Origin of the sequence: Blastococcus sp. HT6-30, from assembly GCF_039729015.1 — a bacterium.
Taxonomy (GTDB): domain Bacteria; phylum Actinomycetota; class Actinomycetes; order Mycobacteriales; family Geodermatophilaceae; genus Blastococcus.
In genome coordinates this window covers 2,374,587-2,393,613 of record NZ_CP155792.1, presented here as the reverse complement: position 1 = coordinate 2,393,613, position 19,027 = coordinate 2,374,587, and the positions used below count along the sequence as shown (strand labels likewise).

Sequence of the window (19,027 nt, the reverse complement as noted above, 5' to 3'; positions counted from 1 at the left end):
ACCCTCATGACCGACAACACCAAGCTGATCAACCAGTTGCGCGCCCTCGTCCTGCTCACGCAGACCGAGGAGCAGGTCGCACGGACCCGCATCTCCCAGGCCCGCACCGACGCCGTGCGCCGGGAGCTCACCGAGAACGCCGACAACGCCGCCGCCCGCACCATCGAGATCACCGAGCAGCTGCGTGCGCTCGGTGGCGTGCCGGACGTCGTCACCCCGGCCATCGGCCGGCTCTCGGCGGTGCTCAAGGCGACCTTCGAGCAGGCTGCCCCGCTCGAGGAGGCGCTCCTCACCGACCTGCAGCTCGAGCACCAGCTGCTCGACCGCGCCACGTACCTCAAGGTGCTCGCGGAGGCCGCCGGCCAGACGAAGACCCAGCAGCTGGCCGAGAAGCTGATCGGCGCCCACAAGGCCACCGTCGAGTGGCTCACCGTGGTGCTCGCCGAGGAGGCCCTCGGCGGCCCCGCCGCCCTGCAGCCCACCCCGGTGCAGAAGGTGGCCGGTGGCGTCGCCCGCGCGGTCAACGCGCCGGTCCGGTTCTGGGCCAACACGGTGAACAACGCCGTCGACACGGTGCGTCACGCCGGCGAGGAGACCTCCGAGCGGTTCTCCGCCGTGGGTGACCGCGCCTCCGCCCTCACCGGCGCCGTCCGCGAGACCCTCACGGTCGGCCGCGCCGCTTCGCTGCGCCGCGCCGAGCGGATCGCCGAGCGCGAGGGCGACAAGGACGCCGCCCACGTCGCCCGCGAGGCCCGTGAGGAGCTCGGGGACGTGACCGCCGACGAGCTGCCGATCAAGGGGTACGACTCGCTGTCGGTCCAGGATGCCGTCAAGGCGATCAAGCAGCTGAAGACGCCGCACGACATCAACGTGATCATCCGCTACGAGGAGACGCACAAGGCCCGGGCCAACGTGGCCAGCGCCGCGCAGACCCAGCTGGCCGCCCTGGCCAAGGAAGCGGTCGGCGTCGACAGCTGACGCAGGACCCGCCTCGCAGGAGCACGCTGCAGTCGGAGGGCCCGCATCCCCACGGGGGGTGCGGGCCCTCCGCGTGCGCGAGACCGCGCTGACCGCGGGTTTCGCACGCCGACGGCGAAGGGGAAGCTTGTACCCATGAGCATCACACCCGAGGCCCTCGAGACGGAGTTCTCGCTGACGACGGCCGCGACCCGGCTGGACTTCCTCAGTCGCCGCGACAACGGCGACACTGCGCTCAACATCGTCCGCGACGACGACGCCGAGTCGTGGGCGGCCTCCCTCCGCGACACCGGTACCCAGCTCGACGTCTACGAGTCGCTCGAGCTGCTGGCCCTCGGCGAGGTCGTCTCGCGGAAGGCGCACGACAGCCAGCTGGTCGGCATCCGTGCCGCGCTGCGCGGCGGCGCCGACTGGGAGCAGATCGCCGCCGCCCTGGGCGTCAGCCCGGAGCAGGCCTGGGACGCGTTCACCGAGTCCGTCGCCCGCCAGCTCGACGCCGACGCCGCCGCCTCGGCCCGCGAGCTCGCCGGCACCCGCCCGGGCCGCTGACCGCCGGCGGTCAGCGGACCTCGACGCCCCTCCAGGAGGCGACCCGCCCGGGTGACCTCCCGGACGGCGTCCGTCGGCTCGGGGTGGTGCCAGGCCGCGTCCCGGTCCAGCCGGCCGTCGGCCTGCCGCGCCGCCCGCAGACGCCGGATCGGGGCGTGGTCCGCGGCTCCCCGGGGCATGGAGCGGAAAGGCGGTCATCCGGCCGCCTCCCGCTCAGGACCCAGGAGGCCGCACAGATGGCGCACCCCCACGACGACGGCAGGCAGGACCCGGCCGACGGGCACGGCACATCCAAGGGCCGCCGGCTCGGCCGCGTCCTGATCCCGCTCGCGATCCTGCTGGTCCTCGCGGCGATCTTCACCTACATCCTCGTCGTCGCCCAGACCGGGGACGAGGACAACAACGTCAACGACACCAGCAGCGCCGTCATCCCTCTCCTGGCGGAGCGGGCCCCGGCCCTGGTCTGACGGCGGGGCCGGAGGGCGGACGTCAGCGGGCCAGCAGCGCGAACGTCGCGACGGCGTGGGCGAGCGCCCTGCCCTCCTGCTCCACGTCGGCCTCGCACACCGTCAGGTGCTCCCCGCGGGTGCGCTGCCGGGCCGTCACCTGCAGCGGGCCGGGCCTCCCCGGCCGCAGGTAGGTGACCGTGAGCTGGCTGGTCGCGGGCACCTCGCCCTCCCCGGTGGTGGTGCGCACCGCCAGCCCCATCGCCGTGTCGACCAGCGTGGCCAGCACCCCGCCGTGCAGCGTGCCGGCCGGATTGAGGTGCTCCTCGGTCACCTCGAAGCTCATCCGCGCCGAACCGTCCTGCGCCGACTCGGGGCGGGCCCCCAGTCGCTCGGCGAACCCACCCGTGCGCACATCCTCGCTCATCGCCCGCCCCTACCCCTGCCGGGAGGTGAGCACGCCCGGCGGCCGGAGAACCTGGGGTCGGCGCGGCGGTCCGGAGCGCTCAGGCGCCCGGCGCACCGGCCGGGGCGCGATCCCCGGCGCCACTGCGCTCGCCCTCGCGGCGGTCGAGGTAGTAGGCGCCGAGCGCGCCGGCGACCGTGGCGAACACCACCACGGAGTAGACGGCGAGGACGATGTCGAGGACCCGCGCGAGCCCGCCGTCGGCCGTCAGCGGCTGCCCGCTGACGGTGGCCAGCGCGGCCTCGTAGAGAGCCGTGACGTAGGAGTCGTAGGCGCCGAGCACGTAGAGCAGCTGGCTCACCCCCAGCACCACCACGACGGTCACCGCGCCCAGCCAGCCGATCCGCCCGCTGAGCAGCCGGCCGGCCGACCGTGACCCGCGGACGGCGGCCGAGACGACCCCGCCGACACGGGCCGCCCGCAGCAGGGTCAGCGCACGGGCGAACCGCAGGAACGGTATGGCGAGGAAGACCAGCTGCCACCAGTTGCGGGTCCAGAACCGCCGCTTGTCGCGGGCGGTGATGGCCCGGTGGGCGAACTCGGCGACGAAGACGGCCCAGAGCACCCAGCCCGTGACGCTCAGCGTGGTCACCAGCCACGGGTCCCGGGCCAGCGACTGCCCGAGGACGACGAGGACGAACACCAGGCCGAGCGCCCCCATCGGCTTGTCCAGCCGCCGGGCGAGCCCTTCCTTCTCGGGTGCGTCCGGGGCCTCCGGAAGCTCCTCGGGGCGATCGCCGGGCGCGGAGCCGGGCGTGGGTTGCCGCTGCATCCACCACGCCTACCCAGTCCGGCCGGAGGATCCCTCGGCCGGAGTCGGCAAGCGGCTGGTGCAGGGGGCCGGCGTCAGGGCAGGCGGTCGGCCAGCCGGCGGGCGACCGCGACGGGCGGCGGGGGCACCGGTCCGTCGGCGGCCGCGCGCAGCCAGGCGGCCAGCGGAGGGGCGAGGGCGGGGAGATCGCGGCGTCGTCGGTGGTCCCGCTGCGTCGCGGGGGCGGGACCGGTCACGACCTCCGTCGTAGCCGGCTCCGCCGGGAGGCGGCTGGCCGGGGCGAGATCGAGCATGCTTAGGTATGCCTCGCCTATCCGTAGGAGGACATGCATGACCAGGCTCGGGCGTGCGACCGTCGGCGTCGTCTCCACCCTCACCCTCGCGGCCTCGCTGGCCGCCTGCGGTTCCGACTCCGACACGCTCACCGTGTACAGCGCGCAGCACGAGAGCCTCGTGCGCACGATGCTGGCCGACTTCACGGAGGAGACGGGCATCGAGCTGGAGTTCCGAGACGCCAACGACTCCGAGCTGGCCAACCAGATCATCGAGGAGGGCGAGGCCTCACCGGCCGACGTGTTCCTCACCGAGAACAGCCCCGCGATCGACGTCGTCGACCGGGCGGGGCTGCTGGCGCCGCTGGACGAGGACACCCTCGCCCAGGTCGACGAGCAGTTCCGGCCGTCGTCGGGCAACTGGACCGGTTTCGCCGCCCGTTCCACCGTGCTGGCCTACGACCCGGACGCGGTGCCCGCGGAGCAGCTGCCCGCCTCGATCCTCGAGCTGGCCGAGCCGGAGTACGAGGGCCGGGTCGGGATCGCCGCCGGTGGAGCGGACTTCCAGGCGATCGTCAGCGCCGTGCTCGCGCTGGAGGGGGAGGAGGCCACCCGCGCCTGGCTGACCGGCCTGGAGCGCAACGCCGAGATCTACGCCAGCAACACCGCGGTGATGAAGGCCGTCGACGAGGGCGAGGTCGACCTCGGGGTGATGTACCACTACTACTGGTACCGCGACCAGGCCGAGGGCGGGCTCATCGGCGACGACGCGTCGCTGCACTACTTCGGCAACCAGGACCCGGGCGCCTTCCTCAGCGTCTCCGGCGCCGGGGTGCTCGCCTCCTCCGACCAGCGCGAGCAGGCGCAGCAGCTGGTCGCCTTCCTCACCGCCCGCGCGGCGCAGGAGCGGCTGGCCGAGAGCACCGCCCTCGAGTACGCCGTCGGCACCGGCGTCGCGTCGGCCGACGCGCTGCCACCGCTGGCAGACCTCCAGGCACCGGAGCTGGACCCCGGCAGCCTCGACGCCCCGGCGGTCACCGACCTGATGCAGGAAGTGGGCCTGCTCTGACTGCTGCCGCTCTGCAGGACCCGGGCCCCGGGACGCCGGCCCGGCCGGCGTCCCGGGGTTCCCGCGCGTCCGCGCGCGACGGCGGACGGCTGCGGCGCTCCCCGGTCACCCTGGCGCTGGCCGTCTGCGTCGCGGCGCTGGCGCTGCTACCGCTGGCCTACATCGCCGGCTACACCGCCGAGCTCGGCTGGTCGGGCATCCGCGACCTGGTGCTGCGGCCGAGGGTCGCCGAGCTGCTCTGGAACACCGGCCGGCTGGCGATGGGCACCGTCGCCGTCTGCGCCGTCCTCGGCGTCGGCGCGGCCTGGCTGGTCGAGCGTTCGACGGTGCCCGGCCGTCGGCTCTGGCACGTGCTGCTGGTGGCGCCGCTGGCGGTGCCGGCGTTCGTGAACAGCTTCGCGTGGGTCTCGCTGCTGCCCGGGCTGGACACCTACGCCGGCGCGTTGCTGGTGGTCTCGCTGTCCTACTTCCCGTTCGTCTACCTGCCGGTGGTCGCCGCCTTCCGGGGGCTGGACCCGGCGCTGGAGGACACCGCCCGCGGGCTCGGCCTGTCCGACTGGGCGGTGTTCAGGCGGGTGCAGCTGCCCCAGTTGCGGGTGGCGCTCCTGGGCGGCGGCCTGCTCGTGGCGCTGCACCTGCTCGCCGAGTTCGGCGCCCTGCAGATGCTGCGCTACCCGACCTTCACCACCGCCATCTACGACCAGTACCGGTCCACGTTCAACGGGCCCGGCGCCACGACGCTCGCCGGCGTCCTGGTGCTGCTCTGCCTCCTGCTGCTGCTGGGTGAGCTGCGGCTGCGCGGTGCACGCGGGTACGCGGGCAGCGGTCGTGGCGCCGCGCGGCCGGTGCGCCCGGTGCGGCTGGGCCGGCTCGCCGTGCCGGCCCTGCTGGGCCTCGCTGCGCTGGTGGGCGCCGCGCTGCTCGTCCCGCTCGGCGGGGTGACGTACTGGATGCTGGCGGGCGTCTCCGACGGTGTCCCCTGGGGCGACCTGGCCGCCACCACCGGCAGCACCCTGGCCCTGGCGGCGGTCGCGGCCCTGGTCACCACCGCGATGGCGCTGCCCACCGGTTGGCTGGCCGTCCGCGCCCGGAGCCGGGTGGCGACGCTGCTGGAGCGGGCCACCTACCTGGGCAGCGCGGTCCCCGGCATCGTCGTCGCGCTGGCGCTGGTCACCCTCAGCATCCGGGGCGCGCCGTGGCTGTACCAGACCGTGCCGGTCCTCCTGGCCGGCTACGCGATCCTCTTCCTGCCCCGGGCGATCGTGACGGTGCGGGCGGCGGTCGAGCAGTCCCCGCCGCTCTACGACGACGTGGCCGCGTCGCTGGGGTCCTCCGGCGCCGACCGGCTGCGCCGGGTCACCCTGCCCCTGCTCGCGCCGGGTCTGGGCGCGGGCGCGGCGCTGGTGTTCCTCGCGGTGGTCACCGAGCTGACGGCCACCCTGCTGCTGGCCCCCACCGGGACGACGACGCTGGCGACGGCGTTCTGGTCGGCCAGCAGCGCCCTCCGGTACGGGGCCGCCGCTCCGTACGCGCTGGTCATGGTGCTGCTGTCCGCGCCGGCCACCGTGCTGCTGTCCCGCGACACCCGACGAGGTCTGATCCCATGAGCTCCCTGACCGTGACCGGCCTGAGCAAGGCGTTCGGTCCCGCACCCGTCCTCACCGGCGTCGACCTGCACGTGCCGGCCGGCAGCCTCACCGCCCTGCTCGGCCCGTCGGGCTGCGGCAAGACGACCCTGCTGCGGCTGGTGGCCGGCTTCGACACCCCTGACGCGGGCACCGTGGCGGTGGGGGACCGCATCGTGACCGGCGCGGGGCGCGGGGTGCCCGCCCGCAGGCGCGGCATCGGGTTCGTGCCGCAGGAGGGCGGGCTGTTCCCGCACCTGTCCGTGGCCGGCAACGTCGTGTTCGGGCTGCCCCGACGGCTCCGGCGGGACACCGGGCGGGTGCGCGAGCTGCTCGGCCTCGTGGGGCTGGACGCCGAGCTGGCCGATCGGTCGCCGCACCAGCTCTCCGGGGGCCAGCAACAGCGCGTCGCGCTGGCGCGGGCACTGGCGCCCGCCCCCTCCCTCGTCCTGCTGGACGAGCCGTTCTCCTCCCTCGACGCCGGCCTGCGCGAGGACACCCGGCAGGCCGTCGCCGCGGCGCTGACCGCGGCGGGGGCCACCGCGGTGCTGGTGACCCACGACCAGGCGGAGGCGCTGTCGATGGCCGACCAGGTGGCCGTGCTGCGCCGCGGGCGGCTGGTCCAGCTCACCGACCCGCGCACCCTCTACCGGCGCCCCGCCGACCTGGACGTGGCGGCGTTCGTCGGGGAGTCGGTCGTCCTCGACGGCGAGCTGCGCGACGGCCGGGCGCACTGCGCGCTCGGCGTCCTCCCGGTCGGGCAGCCGGCGGTGGACGGACCCGTCCGCGTGCTGCTGCGGCCCGAGCAGCTCCGGCTCGGCGCGCCCTTCGCATCGTCGGGCGTGCGGGCGCGGGTGCGCAACGTGGACTTCTACGGGCACGACTCCCGGGTGTGGTTGACCCTCCCCGACGGCGGAACCGTGACCGCCCGGCTGGAGGGCGCCGACCTCCCCTCGGTCGGGCAGGAGGTCGCCATCGAGGTGGCCGGTGCCGCGCTGACCTACCCGGCTCCCGGGGCGGCTCCGCGCACCGCCGTCCCCGATCCGGCGGCCTGACGCGGCGCACCGCGGACCGCGCGCGGAGATCGGGTTAGGAGAGCCTAAGCTGACCCGCATGGACCTCTTCCTCTTCACCACCGAGCCGCAGTGGGGCGGCGACGTGGTCGCCGCCGGCGCGGCCGGGATCGTCGTCGACTGGGAGTGCCGCGGCAAGCACCGGCGGCAGGCGGGTGAGGGGACCCAGATCAACGCCGACACCCCCGAGGACCTGAGCGTGATGCGGGCCGCCACCCCCGGGTGGCTGGTCTGCCGGATCAACGGGTACGGGCCGTGGACCGCAGGTGAGGTCGCCGAGGCCGTCGGGCGCGGCGCCGACGAGATCCTGCTCCCCATGGTGCGGACGGTCGAGGAGGTCGACCGGACGCTGGAGCTGGTCGCGGGCCGCTGCGGGCTGGGCATCCTGGTGGAGACCCAGGACGCCGTGGACCGGGCGGCCGAGCTGGCGCAGCGGCCGCTGTCCCGCATCTACGTCGGGCTCAACGACCTGCGCATCGACCGTGGGTCCACCGAGCTGTTCCGTCCCCTGCTGGACGGCACCGTCGACGCGGTCCGCGCGCAGGTGCGGACCTCGTTCGGGGTCGGCGGTCTGACCCTTCCGGGGCGGGGGTTCCCGGTGCCGGGCGACCTGCTCGCCGCCGAGCTGGTCCGTACCGGCGCCGAGTTCACGTTCCTGCGGCGCTCCTTCACCGCCGACATGGCCGGCCGCGACCCGTTCGTGGAGGTGCCCCGGCTGCTCGCGGCCCTGGCGGACGTGCGCGCGGCCGGTCCGGCCCGGGCGGCCGAGCTGCGCCGGGCCTTCGCCGCGGCCGTCGAGGGGTCGCGCGCGGGCGTGACCGGACCGGTACCGCAGCCGGCGTGAGGGCGCTCGTGACCGGGGCCGGCGGTTTCGTCGGCCGGCACCTGGTGGACCGGCTGGAGCGGGATGGCTGGCACGTCGTCGGCCTCACCCGCCGGGACGTGGACCTGGCCGATCCCGGTGCGGGGGCCGCCGCCGTGCGTGCCGCCGACCCCGACGTCGTGTTCGCCCTCGCCGCGGGCCGCGCCAAGGCGACCTCCGCGGACCGGGCCGCGACCACGGCGGTCAACACCACGCCGTGGCTGGTGGACGCACTGCCCGACCGCTGCCGTGCCGTGGTGCGGCTGGGATCGTCCACCGAGTACGCGGCGGCACCCCGGCCGCTGACCGAGGACGCGGCCCTGGAGCCGCGGGGCTTCTTCGGCGCGACGAAGGCGGCGGGCTCGCTGCTGCTGCAGGCGGCCGCGGCCGAGCGCGGTGTGCGCGCCGCGGTCCTGCGCGCCTTCCAGGTGTACGGACCCGGCGACCACCCCACCCGGCTGGTGCCGGTGGTGATGGCCGCGGCCCGCGAGGGCGGCACCGTCGCCCTGCCGGCACGGCTGAGCAGGCGGGACTGGGTGTGGGTCGGCGACGTCGTCGACGCCTGCGTGCGCGCCGCGGTGGACGACCGGCTGCCGCCGGGGGTGGTCCTCAACATCGGCACCGGTGTGCAGACGAGCACGGAGGAGCTGGTGGCGACCGCCGAGCGGGCCACGGGCCGGCCGATCGCGACGGCTCCGGGCGCCCATCCCGGCCGGGGGTGGGACACCGCCGACTGGGTGTGCGACCCCGCGCGGGCGCGGCAGCTGCTCGGCTGGGCGCCCACGGTCGACCTCGCCGAGGGGCTGGCGCGCACCTGGGCGGCGGGATGAGCGTCCCCGCGGCGGGGGAGCCCCGGGTCGCGGTCGTCGTCCCGGTGTACGGCAACGAGGCGACCCTCGCCGAGCTCGCCGGCCGGCTGGGCGCGGCGCTCGTGGGCCGCTCGTGGCGGCTGCGGCTGGTGGTCGACGCCTCTCCGGACGGCAGCGCGGCGGTGGCGGCGGCCCTCGCCGACGACGACCCCCGCATCGGGGTCACCGTGCTGACCGTCAACGGGGGGCAGCACGCGGCCCTGGCCCGCGGGTTGGCCGACGAGGCGGACGCCGACGTCTGGGTGTGCCTGGACGCCGACCTGCAGGACCCGCCCGAGGCGGTGCCGCTGCTGCTGGACCGGCTGGCGTGCGGCGACGTCGAGGCGGTGTTCGCCGGGCGGCGCGGTCGTTACGAGTCGCCGCTGCGCCGGCTCACCGGCACGCTGCACCGGCGGGTGGCCGGAACCCTGACCGGGCTCCCTCCCGACGCCGGCGCGTTCCTCGCCCTGGGACCGGTCGTGCGCGCCGCCGTCCTCAGCGGCGTGCGCGACCGCGGGGCGCCCAGCGTGGTGCTCGCCGTCGGCCGATCCGGCCGGCCGGTGACCAGCGTGCCGGTGACCCGCGCCCGGCGTCCGGTGGGCCGGTCGGCGTGGACGGCCGGCGCCCGGGTGCGGCAGTCGGCCCGGTCGCTGGCCTGGGCGGTGCGCACCCGCCGCTGACCGGGACCGTTCAGCGGACCCAGAGCTGGACGACGAGATCGGTCTTGCCGGCCGGGAAGTCGTACTGCCGGCTCATCCGCATGCCCGCCTCCTGCAGCACCGCGTCGTCGTCGGTGGGCTCCGGGCGGCCGTCGATGAGCCGCCGGACCAGCCACACCCGGTCCTCCCCGGCCGGGGCGTCGTCGGGCGGCAGGACGACGTCGGGGCGCAGCTGGGCGGCGAGCGTGCGCACGTAGTGGTCCAGACCGGTGGCCGACCGCTGGTCCGCGGCGACGATCGGCTCCCCCCGCTGGTGCAGGTCGGCCAGCAACGCCACCACCTCGTCGGCCCGCTCGCGGGGGCCCCGGTCGGCCAGCGGCGCGGACGCGAGCAACGAGCAGCCGAGCAGCACCGCCGCCGCCGGGACGCGCGCCGGCCGCGGCAGCGACATGGCCCCGGCCGCTGCGAGCACGCCCAGGCCCAGCAGGCCGGCCAGCAGGTACCGGGGCAGGAACACCGGGCGCACCAGCTCGGTCAGGACGAGCAGCGCCAGCGGCACCAGCACCCAGCAGGCGCCGACGACCCGGACGCCGGTCGCGCGGACGGCTCCGACCACCGCCAGCCCGATCCCGAGCCAGAGCAGCGGCGTGCGCCCACCGGCCCAGGCCTCCGCGGCGAGGGCGACCAGCCGGCCGTCGGTGTCGCGCAGGTGCTCGGCGTTGCGTGCACCCGTTCCGTTGAGCACGGCCAGCGCCACGAAGCCCGCGGCCGGCAGGGCGGCCAGCGCCCCGGTGACCACGACGGGGAGGGCGCGGCGCGGTCGCAGCAGCACCGCCGCCACGACGAAGGCGGCCAGCACGGTGACGGCGTACCAATGGGCCAGACCCATGCCCGCCCCCGCCAGGCCGAACAGCAGCAGGCCCCGTGGCGCCTCCTGGAGCCAGCGGACCAGCCCGAGCGCCGCGGCGCCGGTGGCCAGGACGGCCAGCCCGTAGCTGCGGGCCTCCACCGACTGCTCGAGCACCAGCGGGGCGGTCGCGAGCACCAGCCCGGCCAGCACTCCGGTGGGCCGACCGGAGAGGCGGGTGACGGCGCGGGTGATCAGGGTCAGCCCGCCCGCGGTCGCCAGCAGCGAGAGCACGCGCAGCGAGGTGTCCCCGCCGAGGCCCGGGAGGGACATCCACACGTGCACGACGAGGTAGTAGGGGGCGTTGTACGACGGCGGGACGCCGGCCAGGTAGCTGGCGGTGCCCTCGCCGCTGGCGATCGCGGTGAGGATCTCGCGCAACGGCAGCCGGGCCACCTCCGCGGTGAACAGCTCGTCGAACCACAGCCCGTGGCCGGCGCTCAGCAGCCACCCGCCGAGAACCGTGACCAGCACTGCGGGCAGCAGCTCCGCGGGCGACCAGCGGGGCACCGGCGCGACCACCTTGGGCGCGGCCGGCCGCTCCGTCACCGTCGCCACCCGTGCAGGTTAGGCGACCCTGATCGGGTTCCCGCGACCCGGCCGCACCCGGTCACGCCGGGCGCGGTCCGGCTCCGGTCGGTTCGCGCCGCATCGGCACGTGCGGAATGCCGTCCTCGACGTAGCCCGGTCCGCTGAGGCGGAAGCCGAAGCGCTCGTACCAGTGCTGCAGGTGCGCCTGGGCGCCGAGGGTGAGCGGCCCGTCGCCGTAGCTCGCCAGCGCCTCCGCCATCAACCGCGCGGCCAGCCCGCGGCCGCGGGCGCCGGCCGCGGTGGCCACCCGGCCGATGGCGCGCGTCGCGCCGTCGTCGAGCACCCGGATGGTCGCCAGCACGGCGCCGTCGGTGGCCTCCAGCCACAGGTGCTCGGTCGCCGGCTCCACGTCCCGGCCGTCGAGCTCCGGATAGGGGCACTCCTGCTCGACCACGAAGACGTCGACGCGCAGCCGGCACAGCCCGTAGACCTCGAAGGGGGTGAGGTCGGCGAACCGGGCGCGATGGAGCAGCGGCTCGGCACGGGTCGGGCCGGGGGGAGTCATGCCGCAGTTGTAGCCGAGGGGTGATCACCGTCCGGCGCCCGGGAGTCGACCCGGCGAACGACCGGCTGCGGCAGGGGAGTACGGCGCGCCGGCGGGGTAGGGAGCGGGGCATGTCGATGTCGAGCCCCCTGGAACCCAACCTCGGCCGTCCGGACGACGGCATCCCCGCGGCCGATCCAGGCGCGGGGGCACCCGCGCCCGCCGACGGGTTCGGCGTCGGGGGCGAGGAGCCCGACCGCGCCGCGGAGACCGACCGCCCGCCGGCCGATGCCGGCGGTGCGCACGCCGACCCGCCGGACGACCCGCCCTTCCGCACGCCGGACCCGCACGACGTCGGCCCGGCGACGGAGGACTGACCGCGGTCGGACGCCCAGCGCGGCCGTGGCCTCGCCGACCAGCGCCGTGCGCCGTTCGCCGGGAGAGGCGGAGACCGGCGGTCCCCGGCCGGCACGGTCAGGAGCGGTGGCGCAGGGCTGCCCGCTCGCGGGCCCTGGCCGCCTCGACCTCCCGGTCGCGTGGGGGCGCGGTGGTCACCAGCGACTCGAGGAGGCGGGCCGAGGCGGCGGCGATCTCCGCGACGGCGCGGTCGAAGACCTCGGTGTTGGCCCGGGACGGCTTCGCCGTTCCGCTGGTCTTGCCACGTACTGCAGCGCGGCGGCCCGGATCTCGTCGGTGGCCGCGGGCGGCTCGAAGTTCGCCAGCGGGCGGATGTTGCGGCACATGCCGGCAGGGTAGGAGCCGGCGGCCCGGTTCGGACGGCGTCGCAGACCGCGCGGTCGAGGGCGGGGAGCGGGAGGCGACGAGGTGACGGTGCTGGTCGTGGACGTCGCCAACGTGGTCGGCTCCCGGCCCGACGGGTGGTGGCGCGACCGCGCCGGCGCGGCGAGCCGGCTGCTGGCCCGCCTGACCGCTTTGCCCGAGGCCGACACGACCGGCCCGGACGGTGGGCCGCTGGCCTGCACCGGGGTGATCGCCGTCGTCGAGGGAGCGGCCCGGGACGTTCCGGCGCCCGGTGCCGTGGCGGTCGTGCGGGCCGGCGGTAGCGGCGACGACGCCCTCACCGAGACGGTCACCGGCCTGGCCGGCGGTGGGGTCGGTGTCCTCGTCGTCACCGCCGACCGGGGACTGCGCGCCCGGCTGCCCGACGGCGTCGCCGTCGCCGGGCCCGGCTGGCTGCTCGCGGAGCTCGACCGCATGACCGCCGGGGGGCACGGGTAGTCGGTCGTGGACAACCGGTGTCCCGACACCGGCCGTAGCTCCAGGCGAGGAGTCCCCGTGCCGATCCCCGACTCCGACGGGTCCCCGCTCACCGCGCTGATCACCGGCGCATCCAGCGGCATCGGCCGGGCGACGGCGGTGCAGCTGGCCGGCCGGGGCGCCCGGCTGGCGCTCGTCGCCCGCGGGCGGGAGTCGCTGGAGGCCGCCGCCGCCGAGGTGCGCGCGGCCGGCGCCGCGACGGTCACCGTCTGCCCGGCCGACGTCCTGGACGAGGACGCCTTCGCCGCGGTCGTCTCCGCCGCGGTCGCCGAGTTCGGCCGGCTCGACGTCGTGGTGCACTCCGCCCAGGTCATGGCCTACGGCCGGATGGAGGAGGTGCCCAAGCAGGTCTACGAGCGGGTCGTCGACACCGCGCTGCACGGCACCGCCACGGTGGCCCGCCACGTCCTGCCCGTGTTCCGGCGCCAGGGCGGTGGGCACCTCGTCGTCGTCAACTCGCTGCTCGGGAACGTGACCACACCGCTCATGGGTCCCTACGCCGTCGCCAAGTGGGGCCAGCTGGCGCTGGCCCGGGTGCTGCAGCAGGAGACCCGGGACGAGCCGGGGATCTCCGTCTCGATCGTCCAACCCGGCGGGGTGAACACGCCCATCTACTACCAGGGCGCGTCGTGGGCCGGCAGCACCGGCCGGCCCCCGCCGCCGGTGTACTCGCCGCAGCGGGTGGCCCGCCGGATCCTCTCGACCCTCGACCGGCCGCGCCGGGTCGTGCAGGCCGGGGTGCTCAACCACGTCGTCACGGCCGGCTTCCGGCTGCTGCCCGGTGTCTACGACGTGCTGGTCGAGCCGCTGCTGCAGCGGCTCGCGCTCTCCGGCGACCGGGTGGAGCCCACCGAGGGCAACGTGTTCCGGTCCCGGCCGGCCGGCAACGCCACCGAGGGGCGGTGGCGCGGCATCTGAAGCGGGCGTGTGAACAGCGTGTTCCGTCCCCTCGCAGGACACTCCCCGGAGGCCGCGCCCGGGCCAGGCTGGGCCCGCCCGACCGTGCGGGGGCCCAGCGGGAGGCCGACGGGCACGGATCCCTGGGCGGTGCTGCGGGCGGCGACCCGGGCGCGGGTGGCTCTCGGCCGGGCGGGAGACGGGTTGCCGACCGCGCGGGAGCTGGAGTTCCGGCGGGCGCAGGCGGTGGCGCGCGATGCGGTGCACACGGCCCTCGACCCCGGCATCGTGCGCGCGGCCCTCGACGGGCTGCCGGTTCTCGAGGCCCACTCGGCGGCCGCCGACCGGGCCCAGTACCTGCAGCGGCCCGACCTCGGCCGGCGGCTGGCACCGGGCTGGTCGCTGCCGCGACCGGAGGCCGACAGGCCGACGTCGCCATCGTGCTGGCCGACGGCCTCTCGCCGCGGGCGGTGCACGAGCACGGGGCCGTCCTGACGACAGCGCTGCTGGACCGGCTGGCCGACTGGTCGGTGGCCCCGGTGGTCCTCGCCGCGCAGGCGCGGGTGGCGCTCGGCGACGAGATCGGTGCGGCGCTCGGCGCACGGGTGGCGCTCGTGCTGATCGGCGAACGGCCGGGGCTCTCCTCGGCGGACTCGCTCGGCGTCTACCTCACCTGGGACCCGCGACCGGGCCGGGTCGACCCCGAGCGCAACTGCGTCTCCAACGTCCGGCCCCCGCACGGGCTGGGTTACGCGCAGGCCGCCGATCTCGTGGCGCGGCTGCTGGAGGCGGCGCGGGTGCTCGGCGCCTCGGGCGTGGCGCTCAAGGACGAGGGCCCCGCGCTGCCGTCCGGCGCCGGCTGAGCGGCGGGCCGACCCCGGCCGGCGCCGGGCAGGGTGCCGCGCCGGCCGGGGGAGCACACGGAGGGTCAGCCGGCGGAGATGCCCGCGGCCACCTCGCTCGGGCGCTGCTGCTCGCCGGCGTAGGAGCTGATCGCGACCAGCGTGCCGGTCAGGGCGGGGATGACCCACTGCAGGGTGTCCAGCTGCTGCTGGGCGGCGGCGACCTCGGCCCGCGCCACCTTGGTCCGCTTGCTCGGCCGGGTGCCCGACTTCGACGGCACGGAGCCCGCGGCCGAGACCCGCTGGCCGAGGACCCGGCTGTAGGCCGTCGCGCCGAGGGCGGCCGCGGTCACCAGCGTCTTGAGGGCCGACATCCCGCCGACGCCCTGCTGCGCCGCGACCCGCTGCTTGTTGGCGCGCAGCTGGCCGATGCTGCCGATCAGGTGGACGCCGATCGCGGCGGCGTTGACCGGCGTCCAGCGGTCCCAGCCGGCGTTGGCGACCCTGCCGGTGGCGGAGTCGGACCCGGCCTCGCCGGCGGCGGCGTTCAGGGCGACCGCGTTGGCCAGCGTGCCTCCGAACCAGGCGGACAGGCCGAGGTCGTGCAGTGAACGGGACAGGGTGTTGCGAGCCATGGGATCTCCTCGGGAGGCGGTGGTCCGACCTCCCTACCCCGGGCCTGCGGGGTCATGCCGGTCGTGCGCGACGCGGCGTCGTCAGCGGTTCCGCAGCAGCCCGGCCAGCCGGTGCCGGCGGCCGGCGGTGAGCTCGGCGGGCGTGGCGCGGACGACCGGCTCCGGCGGCTGCGCTGCCGCCGCCTGCCGCTCGTGCAGCCGGGCGCGGACGTCGTCGGGGGAGTGCGCCCGGCGCTGCCGCTCGTCGCGCAGCCGGACGGCGCCCCCCGCCGCGACTCCGGCGAGACCGGCCAGGCCGAGCAGCTTCCAGGGGCGCATCTCCGTACCGTAGCGCCGTGCCGACGCCGGCCCTGGACGGTCTGCCGCCGCTATCACGGCGGGCAGCGACGACCGGCCGCGGCACTCCTCAGGCGGTCGCGCGGGCGGCCGGCTCGCCCAGGTGCAGGACCGTGTCGCCGGGGCGCTCGAGCTGCTCGTGGGTGACGCAGACGACCACGCGCCCGGCCAGCGCCGCGCGGAGGTCGCGCACCAGCCCGGCGGCGGTCGGGGCGTCGAGGTGGGCGGTCGGCTCGTCGAGCAGGACGACGTCCCGGTCGGCCAGCAGCGCCCGTGCGGCGGCGAGGCGCCGTCGCTCGCCGCCGGACAGCGCCGTGCCACCGGCGCCGACGGGGGTGTCCAGCCCATCGGGCAGCGTGGCGAGCAGCCCGGCGAGGCCGGTCGCGGTCAGGGCTGCGCGCATGCGCGCCTCCCCGGCCGGGCCGGCGAGCTCGCCCCGCGGGGCGGCCACCGCCAGGTTGGCCCGGATGGAGGAGGCGAACACGTGCGCCTCCTGCGGCAGCCAGGCCGTGCGGGCGCGCAGGTCGTCGCCGGTCAGCCGGTCGGTGGGGACGCCGTCGACGGTGCAGCGCCCGCCGCGGGGCCGCAGCGCGGCCATGAGCACCGCCAGGAACGTGGACTTGCCCGTGCCCGAGGGCCCGCGCACGACCAGCCAGCCGTCGCCGGCCCGGGCCTGCGCGTCCACCCCGCGCAGCACGTCGGGACCGCCGGGCCAGCCGGCGGTGAGCCCCTCCGTGCGCAGCGCGGAGATGCCGGCCGGTGCGGTCAGCGGCTCGGCGGGGTCGGCGGCGACCGGGGCGGTGAGCACGGCATTGAGGCGGGCCTGCGCGTCGGCGAGCGCACCCCGCCGCTGCAGGGCGGCGACGAGCCCGGTCAGCGGCTCTCCCAGGGCCAGCGGCGCCAGCGCGACGACGGCGAGCACCGGGCCGGCGAGGTCGCCGGCGGCGGCCGCGGCGGTGCCGAGGACGGCGGCGAGGCCGGTGCCCAGGACGACCAGGCCGTCGCCCAGGGCGGCGGCGCGGTCGCGGGTGCCGGCGGTGGCGGCCTGCCGGGCGGCGAGCGCGGCGAGATGGGTGGCGGCCCGGCCGGCCAGGCCGTGCGCCCGCAGGTCGGGCAGCCCCTCGAGGGTGGTGCTGGTCTCCCGGAGCGCCGCGATCCGCAGCGTGCTCTCCGCTCGGGTCGCCCCGGCGTCCACCCCGCGGTGCGCGAGGAGGACGGCGCCGACGGTGAGGGCCAGCACCGCGGCCACCACGCCGGCGGCAGCGGGATCGACGAGCGCGAGCACCGCGACGGTGGCCGTGGGCACGGTGGCGGCCACCAGCAGCGGCGGGCGCACCCGGACGGTGAGGTCCTGCACCACGCCCACGTCGCCGACGATCCGGGCCAGCGCCGAGCCCGGTGTCCGGTCGGCGGCCACGCCCTGCGCGGCCAGTGCCCGCCAGACCCGCACCCGCAGCGCGGCGGCCTGCCGCAGCGCGGCGTCGTGCGCGGTCATGCGCTCCAGCCAGCGCAGCAGCGCCCGGCCCAGGCCGAAGAAGCGCACGCCCACGATGGCGACCATCAGGGTGAGCACCGGCGGCATCTCCGCCGCGCGCACGATGAGCCAGCCCGAGACCGCGGTGAGCGCGACCCCCGCGGCCGACGACAGCGATCCGGCGGCCACGGCCCGGCGCAGCGCACGCCGGATCGCACGGTCGTCGTCCGTCGGCCGCTCGCCGGTCGCGCTTCGTGCACGGACGGTTGCCTCCGGAGCACCGGACACCGCCGTCCGTGCACGAACGGCTGCCTCCGGGGCGGCCGGGTGCGCGGCGGGGAGGTCGACGGTGCGGGCGGCGAGCTCCGCGAGTACCGGATCGTGGGTGACCAGCAGGACGGTGACCGTGCCCCGCAGGGTCGCCAGGACCCCGGCGACCAGCCCGCGCGCGGCGCCGTCCAGGTGCGCGGTGGGCTCGTCGAGCAGCAGCAGGCGGGCGCCGCGACGCACCCGGACCAGGGCCCGGGCGAGCGCCACCCGCTGCAGCTCGCCCGGGGACAGCGACTCCGGGGCCCGCCCGGCGAGACTCCCGGCCTCGACCCGGTCCAGCGCCTCGATGACGACGGCCTCGGCGGTGATCTCGTCGAGGCCGGGCTCCGGGGCCGCGTGCCGGCGCAGCTCGTCCGCGACGGTGGCCCCGGTGGTGCGCGGGAACTGCGGCACGACCGCGACGGCACCCACCCCGGTCACCGAGCCGCCGACGACGGCTCCCGGGTCGGTCAGGCCCGCGAGCGCCGTCAGCAGCGTCGACTTGCCCGAGCCGCTGGGGCCGCGCAGCACGACCAGCTCCCCGGGGCGGACGACGAGGTCGGTCGGCGGCAGCGCGGCGGTGGATCGTCCCGGGTACGAGACGGTCAGCCCGGTGACGGCGACGTCGGCGCCACGCGGGTCGTCGTCGACCGGGGCCGTGGCCGGCGGGGAGCCGGGGGGCGCGGCGAGCACGGCCCGCGCCTCGGCGGCGGCGAGCGCGGCGTCCTCGGACGCGTGGTGGGCCACGCCAAGGGCGCGCAGCGGGGCGAACGCCTCAGGGGCGAGCAGCAACGCGGTCAGCCCGAGGCCCAGGGTGAGGTGCCCCTCGATCAGCCGCAGGCCCACGGTGACCGCCACCAGGGCGACCGACAGGGTGGCGATGAGCTCGAGGACCAACGCCGAGAGGAAGGCGATCCGCAGGGTGGCCAGCGTGCGGGCGCGGTGCGCCTCGCCGAGCGCGGCCAGCGCCGCGGTCTGCTCGGCGGCCCGGCCGAGCCCGACGAGCACGGGCAGGCCCCGCACCAGCTCGGCGACGTGCGCGGCGATGCGGTCCAGCGCCCGCGCGGAGTCCGCCGTCGCCGACTGCGTGTGCCGGCCGACCAGCACCATGAACAGCGGCACCAGCGGCAGGGTGACGCCGACCAGCACCGCCGAGAGCAGGTCGGTCCAGGCCAGCACCAGCAACAGGGCCGGCGGGACGACGATCGTCTGCGCGAGCGCCGGGAGGTAGGTGGCCAGCGCCGGCCCGAGGTCGTGCAGCCGGGTGGTGGCGAGCACGGCGGCCGGGGCGGGGCCGCCGGCCGCGGTCACGGCGGCGGGGGAGGACGCGAGCCGGTCGAGCAGGTCACGGCGGAGCCGGTCCTCGGCCCGGCGGGCGTCGCGGGCCGCGAGGGCCTCGCCGGTGCTGCCCGCCCCGGCGCGCAGCGCCACGCCCGCCGCGGCGAGCACCAGCGGGACCGTCGCCGCGCCGTCGGCCAGCCCGCTCGCGCGGGCCACCGCGGAGGCCAGTCCGCCGGCGAGCAGCACCAGCCCGGCGGTCTGGACCAGCGCGGCCAGGGCTGCACGCACCAGGGCGCCGGTCAGCCCCGGCACTCCGGCGAGCGCGCCCAGCGGACCCCGCCCGGGCTCGGCGGACATCGTCGTCCCCCTGTCCG

Annotated in this window: 23 protein-coding genes and 1 pseudogene; 14 read left to right on the top strand and 10 right to left on the bottom strand. The window is 77.0% G+C overall.

Annotated features, from left to right (window positions below; translation table 11 throughout):
- Positions 1–6 precede the first annotated feature (6 nt).
- The 3 genes from ABC795_RS11565 (at position 7) to ABC795_RS11555 (ending at position 1,994) form a co-directional block, all read left to right on the top strand.
- A complete protein-coding gene (locus ABC795_RS11565; protein ID WP_347057334.1) occupies positions 7–978 on the top strand; it encodes a ferritin-like domain-containing protein in 972 nt (323 codons plus the stop codon).
- Positions 979–1,113: 135 nt separating this feature from the next.
- The gene (locus ABC795_RS11560) at positions 1,114–1,527 is read left to right on the top strand and encodes a hypothetical protein (RefSeq protein WP_347057333.1); all 414 of its coding nucleotides are present in this window, start codon (positions 1,114–1,116) and stop codon (positions 1,525–1,527) included.
- Between the two features lie 236 nt (positions 1,528–1,763).
- Positions 1,764–1,994: a hypothetical protein gene (locus ABC795_RS11555; protein WP_347057332.1), complete on the top strand. Its 231-nt coding sequence runs from the start codon at positions 1,764–1,766 to the stop codon at positions 1,992–1,994.
- 22 nt (positions 1,995–2,016) lie between these two features.
- Here ABC795_RS11555 and ABC795_RS11550 read toward each other — a convergent pair whose 3' ends face one another.
- The 3 genes from ABC795_RS11550 to ABC795_RS11540 all read right to left on the bottom strand — a co-directional run bounded on the left by ABC795_RS11550 (position 2,017) and on the right by ABC795_RS11540 (position 3,447).
- The gene (locus tag ABC795_RS11550; RefSeq protein ID WP_347057331.1) at positions 2,017–2,400 is read right to left on the bottom strand and encodes a PaaI family thioesterase; all 384 of its coding nucleotides are present in this window, start codon (positions 2,398–2,400) and stop codon (positions 2,017–2,019) included.
- Positions 2,401–2,479: 79 nt separating this feature from the next.
- Positions 2,480–3,211 (bottom strand): hypothetical protein, encoded by a 732-nt coding sequence (locus tag ABC795_RS11545; protein WP_347057330.1) that lies wholly within the window; start codon positions 3,209–3,211, stop codon positions 2,480–2,482.
- 74 nt (positions 3,212–3,285) lie between these two features.
- Positions 3,286–3,447, bottom strand: a complete 162-nt coding sequence (locus tag ABC795_RS11540) for a hypothetical protein (RefSeq protein ID WP_347057329.1) — start codon at positions 3,445–3,447, stop codon at positions 3,286–3,288.
- Positions 3,448–3,541: 94 nt separating this feature from the next.
- Here ABC795_RS11540 and ABC795_RS11535 point away from each other — a divergent pair, with 94 nt between their 5' ends.
- From ABC795_RS11535 to ABC795_RS11510, 6 genes are all read left to right on the top strand, one after another.
- Positions 3,542–4,552, top strand: a complete 1,011-nt coding sequence (locus ABC795_RS11535) for an iron ABC transporter substrate-binding protein (RefSeq protein WP_347057328.1) — start codon at positions 3,542–3,544, stop codon at positions 4,550–4,552.
- 209 nt (positions 4,553–4,761) lie between these two features.
- Entirely contained in the window at positions 4,762–6,159 is a 1,398-nt protein-coding gene (locus ABC795_RS11530) for an iron ABC transporter permease (protein ID WP_347057327.1), read from the top strand.
- Positions 6,156–7,232, top strand: coding sequence for an ABC transporter ATP-binding protein (locus ABC795_RS11525; RefSeq protein WP_347057326.1), 1,077 nt, complete (start codon positions 6,156–6,158; stop codon positions 7,230–7,232). Before ABC795_RS11530 ends, ABC795_RS11525 begins: the two co-directional genes overlap by 4 nt.
- A gap of 58 nt (positions 7,233–7,290) precedes the next feature.
- On the top strand, positions 7,291–8,094 hold the full coding sequence (locus ABC795_RS11520) for an aldolase (RefSeq protein ID WP_347057325.1): 804 nt from the start codon (positions 7,291–7,293) through the stop codon (positions 8,092–8,094).
- Positions 8,091–8,942, top strand: coding sequence for an NAD(P)-dependent oxidoreductase (locus ABC795_RS11515; protein ID WP_347057324.1), 852 nt, complete (start codon positions 8,091–8,093; stop codon positions 8,940–8,942). The genes ABC795_RS11520 and ABC795_RS11515 overlap by 4 nt, the downstream gene beginning before the upstream one ends.
- The gene (locus ABC795_RS11510; protein ID WP_347057323.1) at positions 8,939–9,640 is read left to right on the top strand and encodes a glycosyltransferase; all 702 of its coding nucleotides are present in this window, start codon (positions 8,939–8,941) and stop codon (positions 9,638–9,640) included. Before ABC795_RS11515 ends, ABC795_RS11510 begins: the two co-directional genes overlap by 4 nt.
- A 10-nt stretch (positions 9,641–9,650) precedes the next feature.
- Here the strand turns inward: ABC795_RS11510 and ABC795_RS11505 are convergent, their stop codons facing one another.
- Positions 9,651–11,084: a glycosyltransferase family 39 protein gene (locus ABC795_RS11505; RefSeq protein ID WP_347057322.1), complete on the bottom strand. Its 1,434-nt coding sequence runs from the start codon at positions 11,082–11,084 to the stop codon at positions 9,651–9,653.
- A 52-nt stretch (positions 11,085–11,136) separates the two neighbouring features.
- Complete coding sequence (locus ABC795_RS11500; RefSeq protein ID WP_347057321.1) at positions 11,137–11,622, bottom strand: GNAT family N-acetyltransferase; 486 nt, start codon at positions 11,620–11,622, stop codon at positions 11,137–11,139.
- Between the two features lie 110 nt (positions 11,623–11,732).
- Here ABC795_RS11500 and ABC795_RS11495 point away from each other — a divergent pair, with 110 nt between their 5' ends.
- Entirely contained in the window at positions 11,733–11,978 is a 246-nt protein-coding gene (locus tag ABC795_RS11495; RefSeq protein WP_347057320.1) for a hypothetical protein, read from the top strand.
- A gap of 97 nt (positions 11,979–12,075) precedes the next feature.
- Here the strand turns inward: ABC795_RS11495 and ABC795_RS11490 are convergent.
- Positions 12,076–12,198, bottom strand: a pseudogene (locus ABC795_RS11490) (DUF2277 family protein); the annotation flags it as partial.
- The gene (locus tag ABC795_RS11485) at positions 12,153–12,344 is read right to left on the bottom strand and encodes a DUF2277 family protein (protein WP_347057319.1); all 192 of its coding nucleotides are present in this window, start codon (positions 12,342–12,344) and stop codon (positions 12,153–12,155) included. The gene ABC795_RS11485 and the pseudogene ABC795_RS11490, both read right to left, overlap by 46 nt.
- 82 nt (positions 12,345–12,426) lie before the next feature.
- Between ABC795_RS11485 and ABC795_RS11480 the strand changes: the two genes are divergently transcribed.
- The 4 genes from ABC795_RS11480 (at position 12,427) to ABC795_RS11465 (ending at position 14,639) form a co-directional block, all read left to right on the top strand.
- Entirely contained in the window at positions 12,427–12,840 is a 414-nt protein-coding gene (locus ABC795_RS11480) for a hypothetical protein (protein ID WP_347057318.1), read from the top strand.
- Between the two features lie 57 nt (positions 12,841–12,897).
- Positions 12,898–13,797 (top strand): SDR family NAD(P)-dependent oxidoreductase, encoded by a 900-nt coding sequence (locus tag ABC795_RS11475; RefSeq protein WP_347057317.1) that lies wholly within the window; start codon positions 12,898–12,900, stop codon positions 13,795–13,797.
- Between the two features lie 129 nt (positions 13,798–13,926).
- Positions 13,927–14,271 (top strand): ethanolamine ammonia-lyase light chain EutC, encoded by a 345-nt coding sequence (locus ABC795_RS11470; protein WP_347057316.1) that lies wholly within the window; start codon positions 13,927–13,929, stop codon positions 14,269–14,271.
- Positions 14,217–14,639 (top strand): ethanolamine ammonia-lyase light chain EutC, encoded by a 423-nt coding sequence (locus tag ABC795_RS11465; protein ID WP_347057315.1) that lies wholly within the window; start codon positions 14,217–14,219, stop codon positions 14,637–14,639. Before ABC795_RS11470 ends, ABC795_RS11465 begins: the two co-directional genes overlap by 55 nt.
- A 65-nt stretch (positions 14,640–14,704) precedes the next feature.
- On the opposite strand, the gene ABC795_RS11460 is transcribed toward ABC795_RS11465, so the two are convergent.
- From ABC795_RS11460 to cydC, 3 genes are all read right to left on the bottom strand, one after another.
- Entirely contained in the window at positions 14,705–15,253 is a 549-nt protein-coding gene (locus ABC795_RS11460) for a hypothetical protein (protein WP_347057314.1), read from the bottom strand.
- An 81-nt stretch (positions 15,254–15,334) separates the two neighbouring features.
- Positions 15,335–15,571: a hypothetical protein gene (locus tag ABC795_RS11455; RefSeq protein WP_347057313.1), complete on the bottom strand. Its 237-nt coding sequence runs from the start codon at positions 15,569–15,571 to the stop codon at positions 15,335–15,337.
- An 88-nt stretch (positions 15,572–15,659) separates the two neighbouring features.
- Positions 15,660–19,010, bottom strand: a complete 3,351-nt coding sequence (cydC, locus tag ABC795_RS11450) for a thiol reductant ABC exporter subunit CydC (protein ID WP_347057312.1) — start codon at positions 19,008–19,010, stop codon at positions 15,660–15,662.
- Positions 19,011–19,027 lie beyond the last annotated feature (17 nt).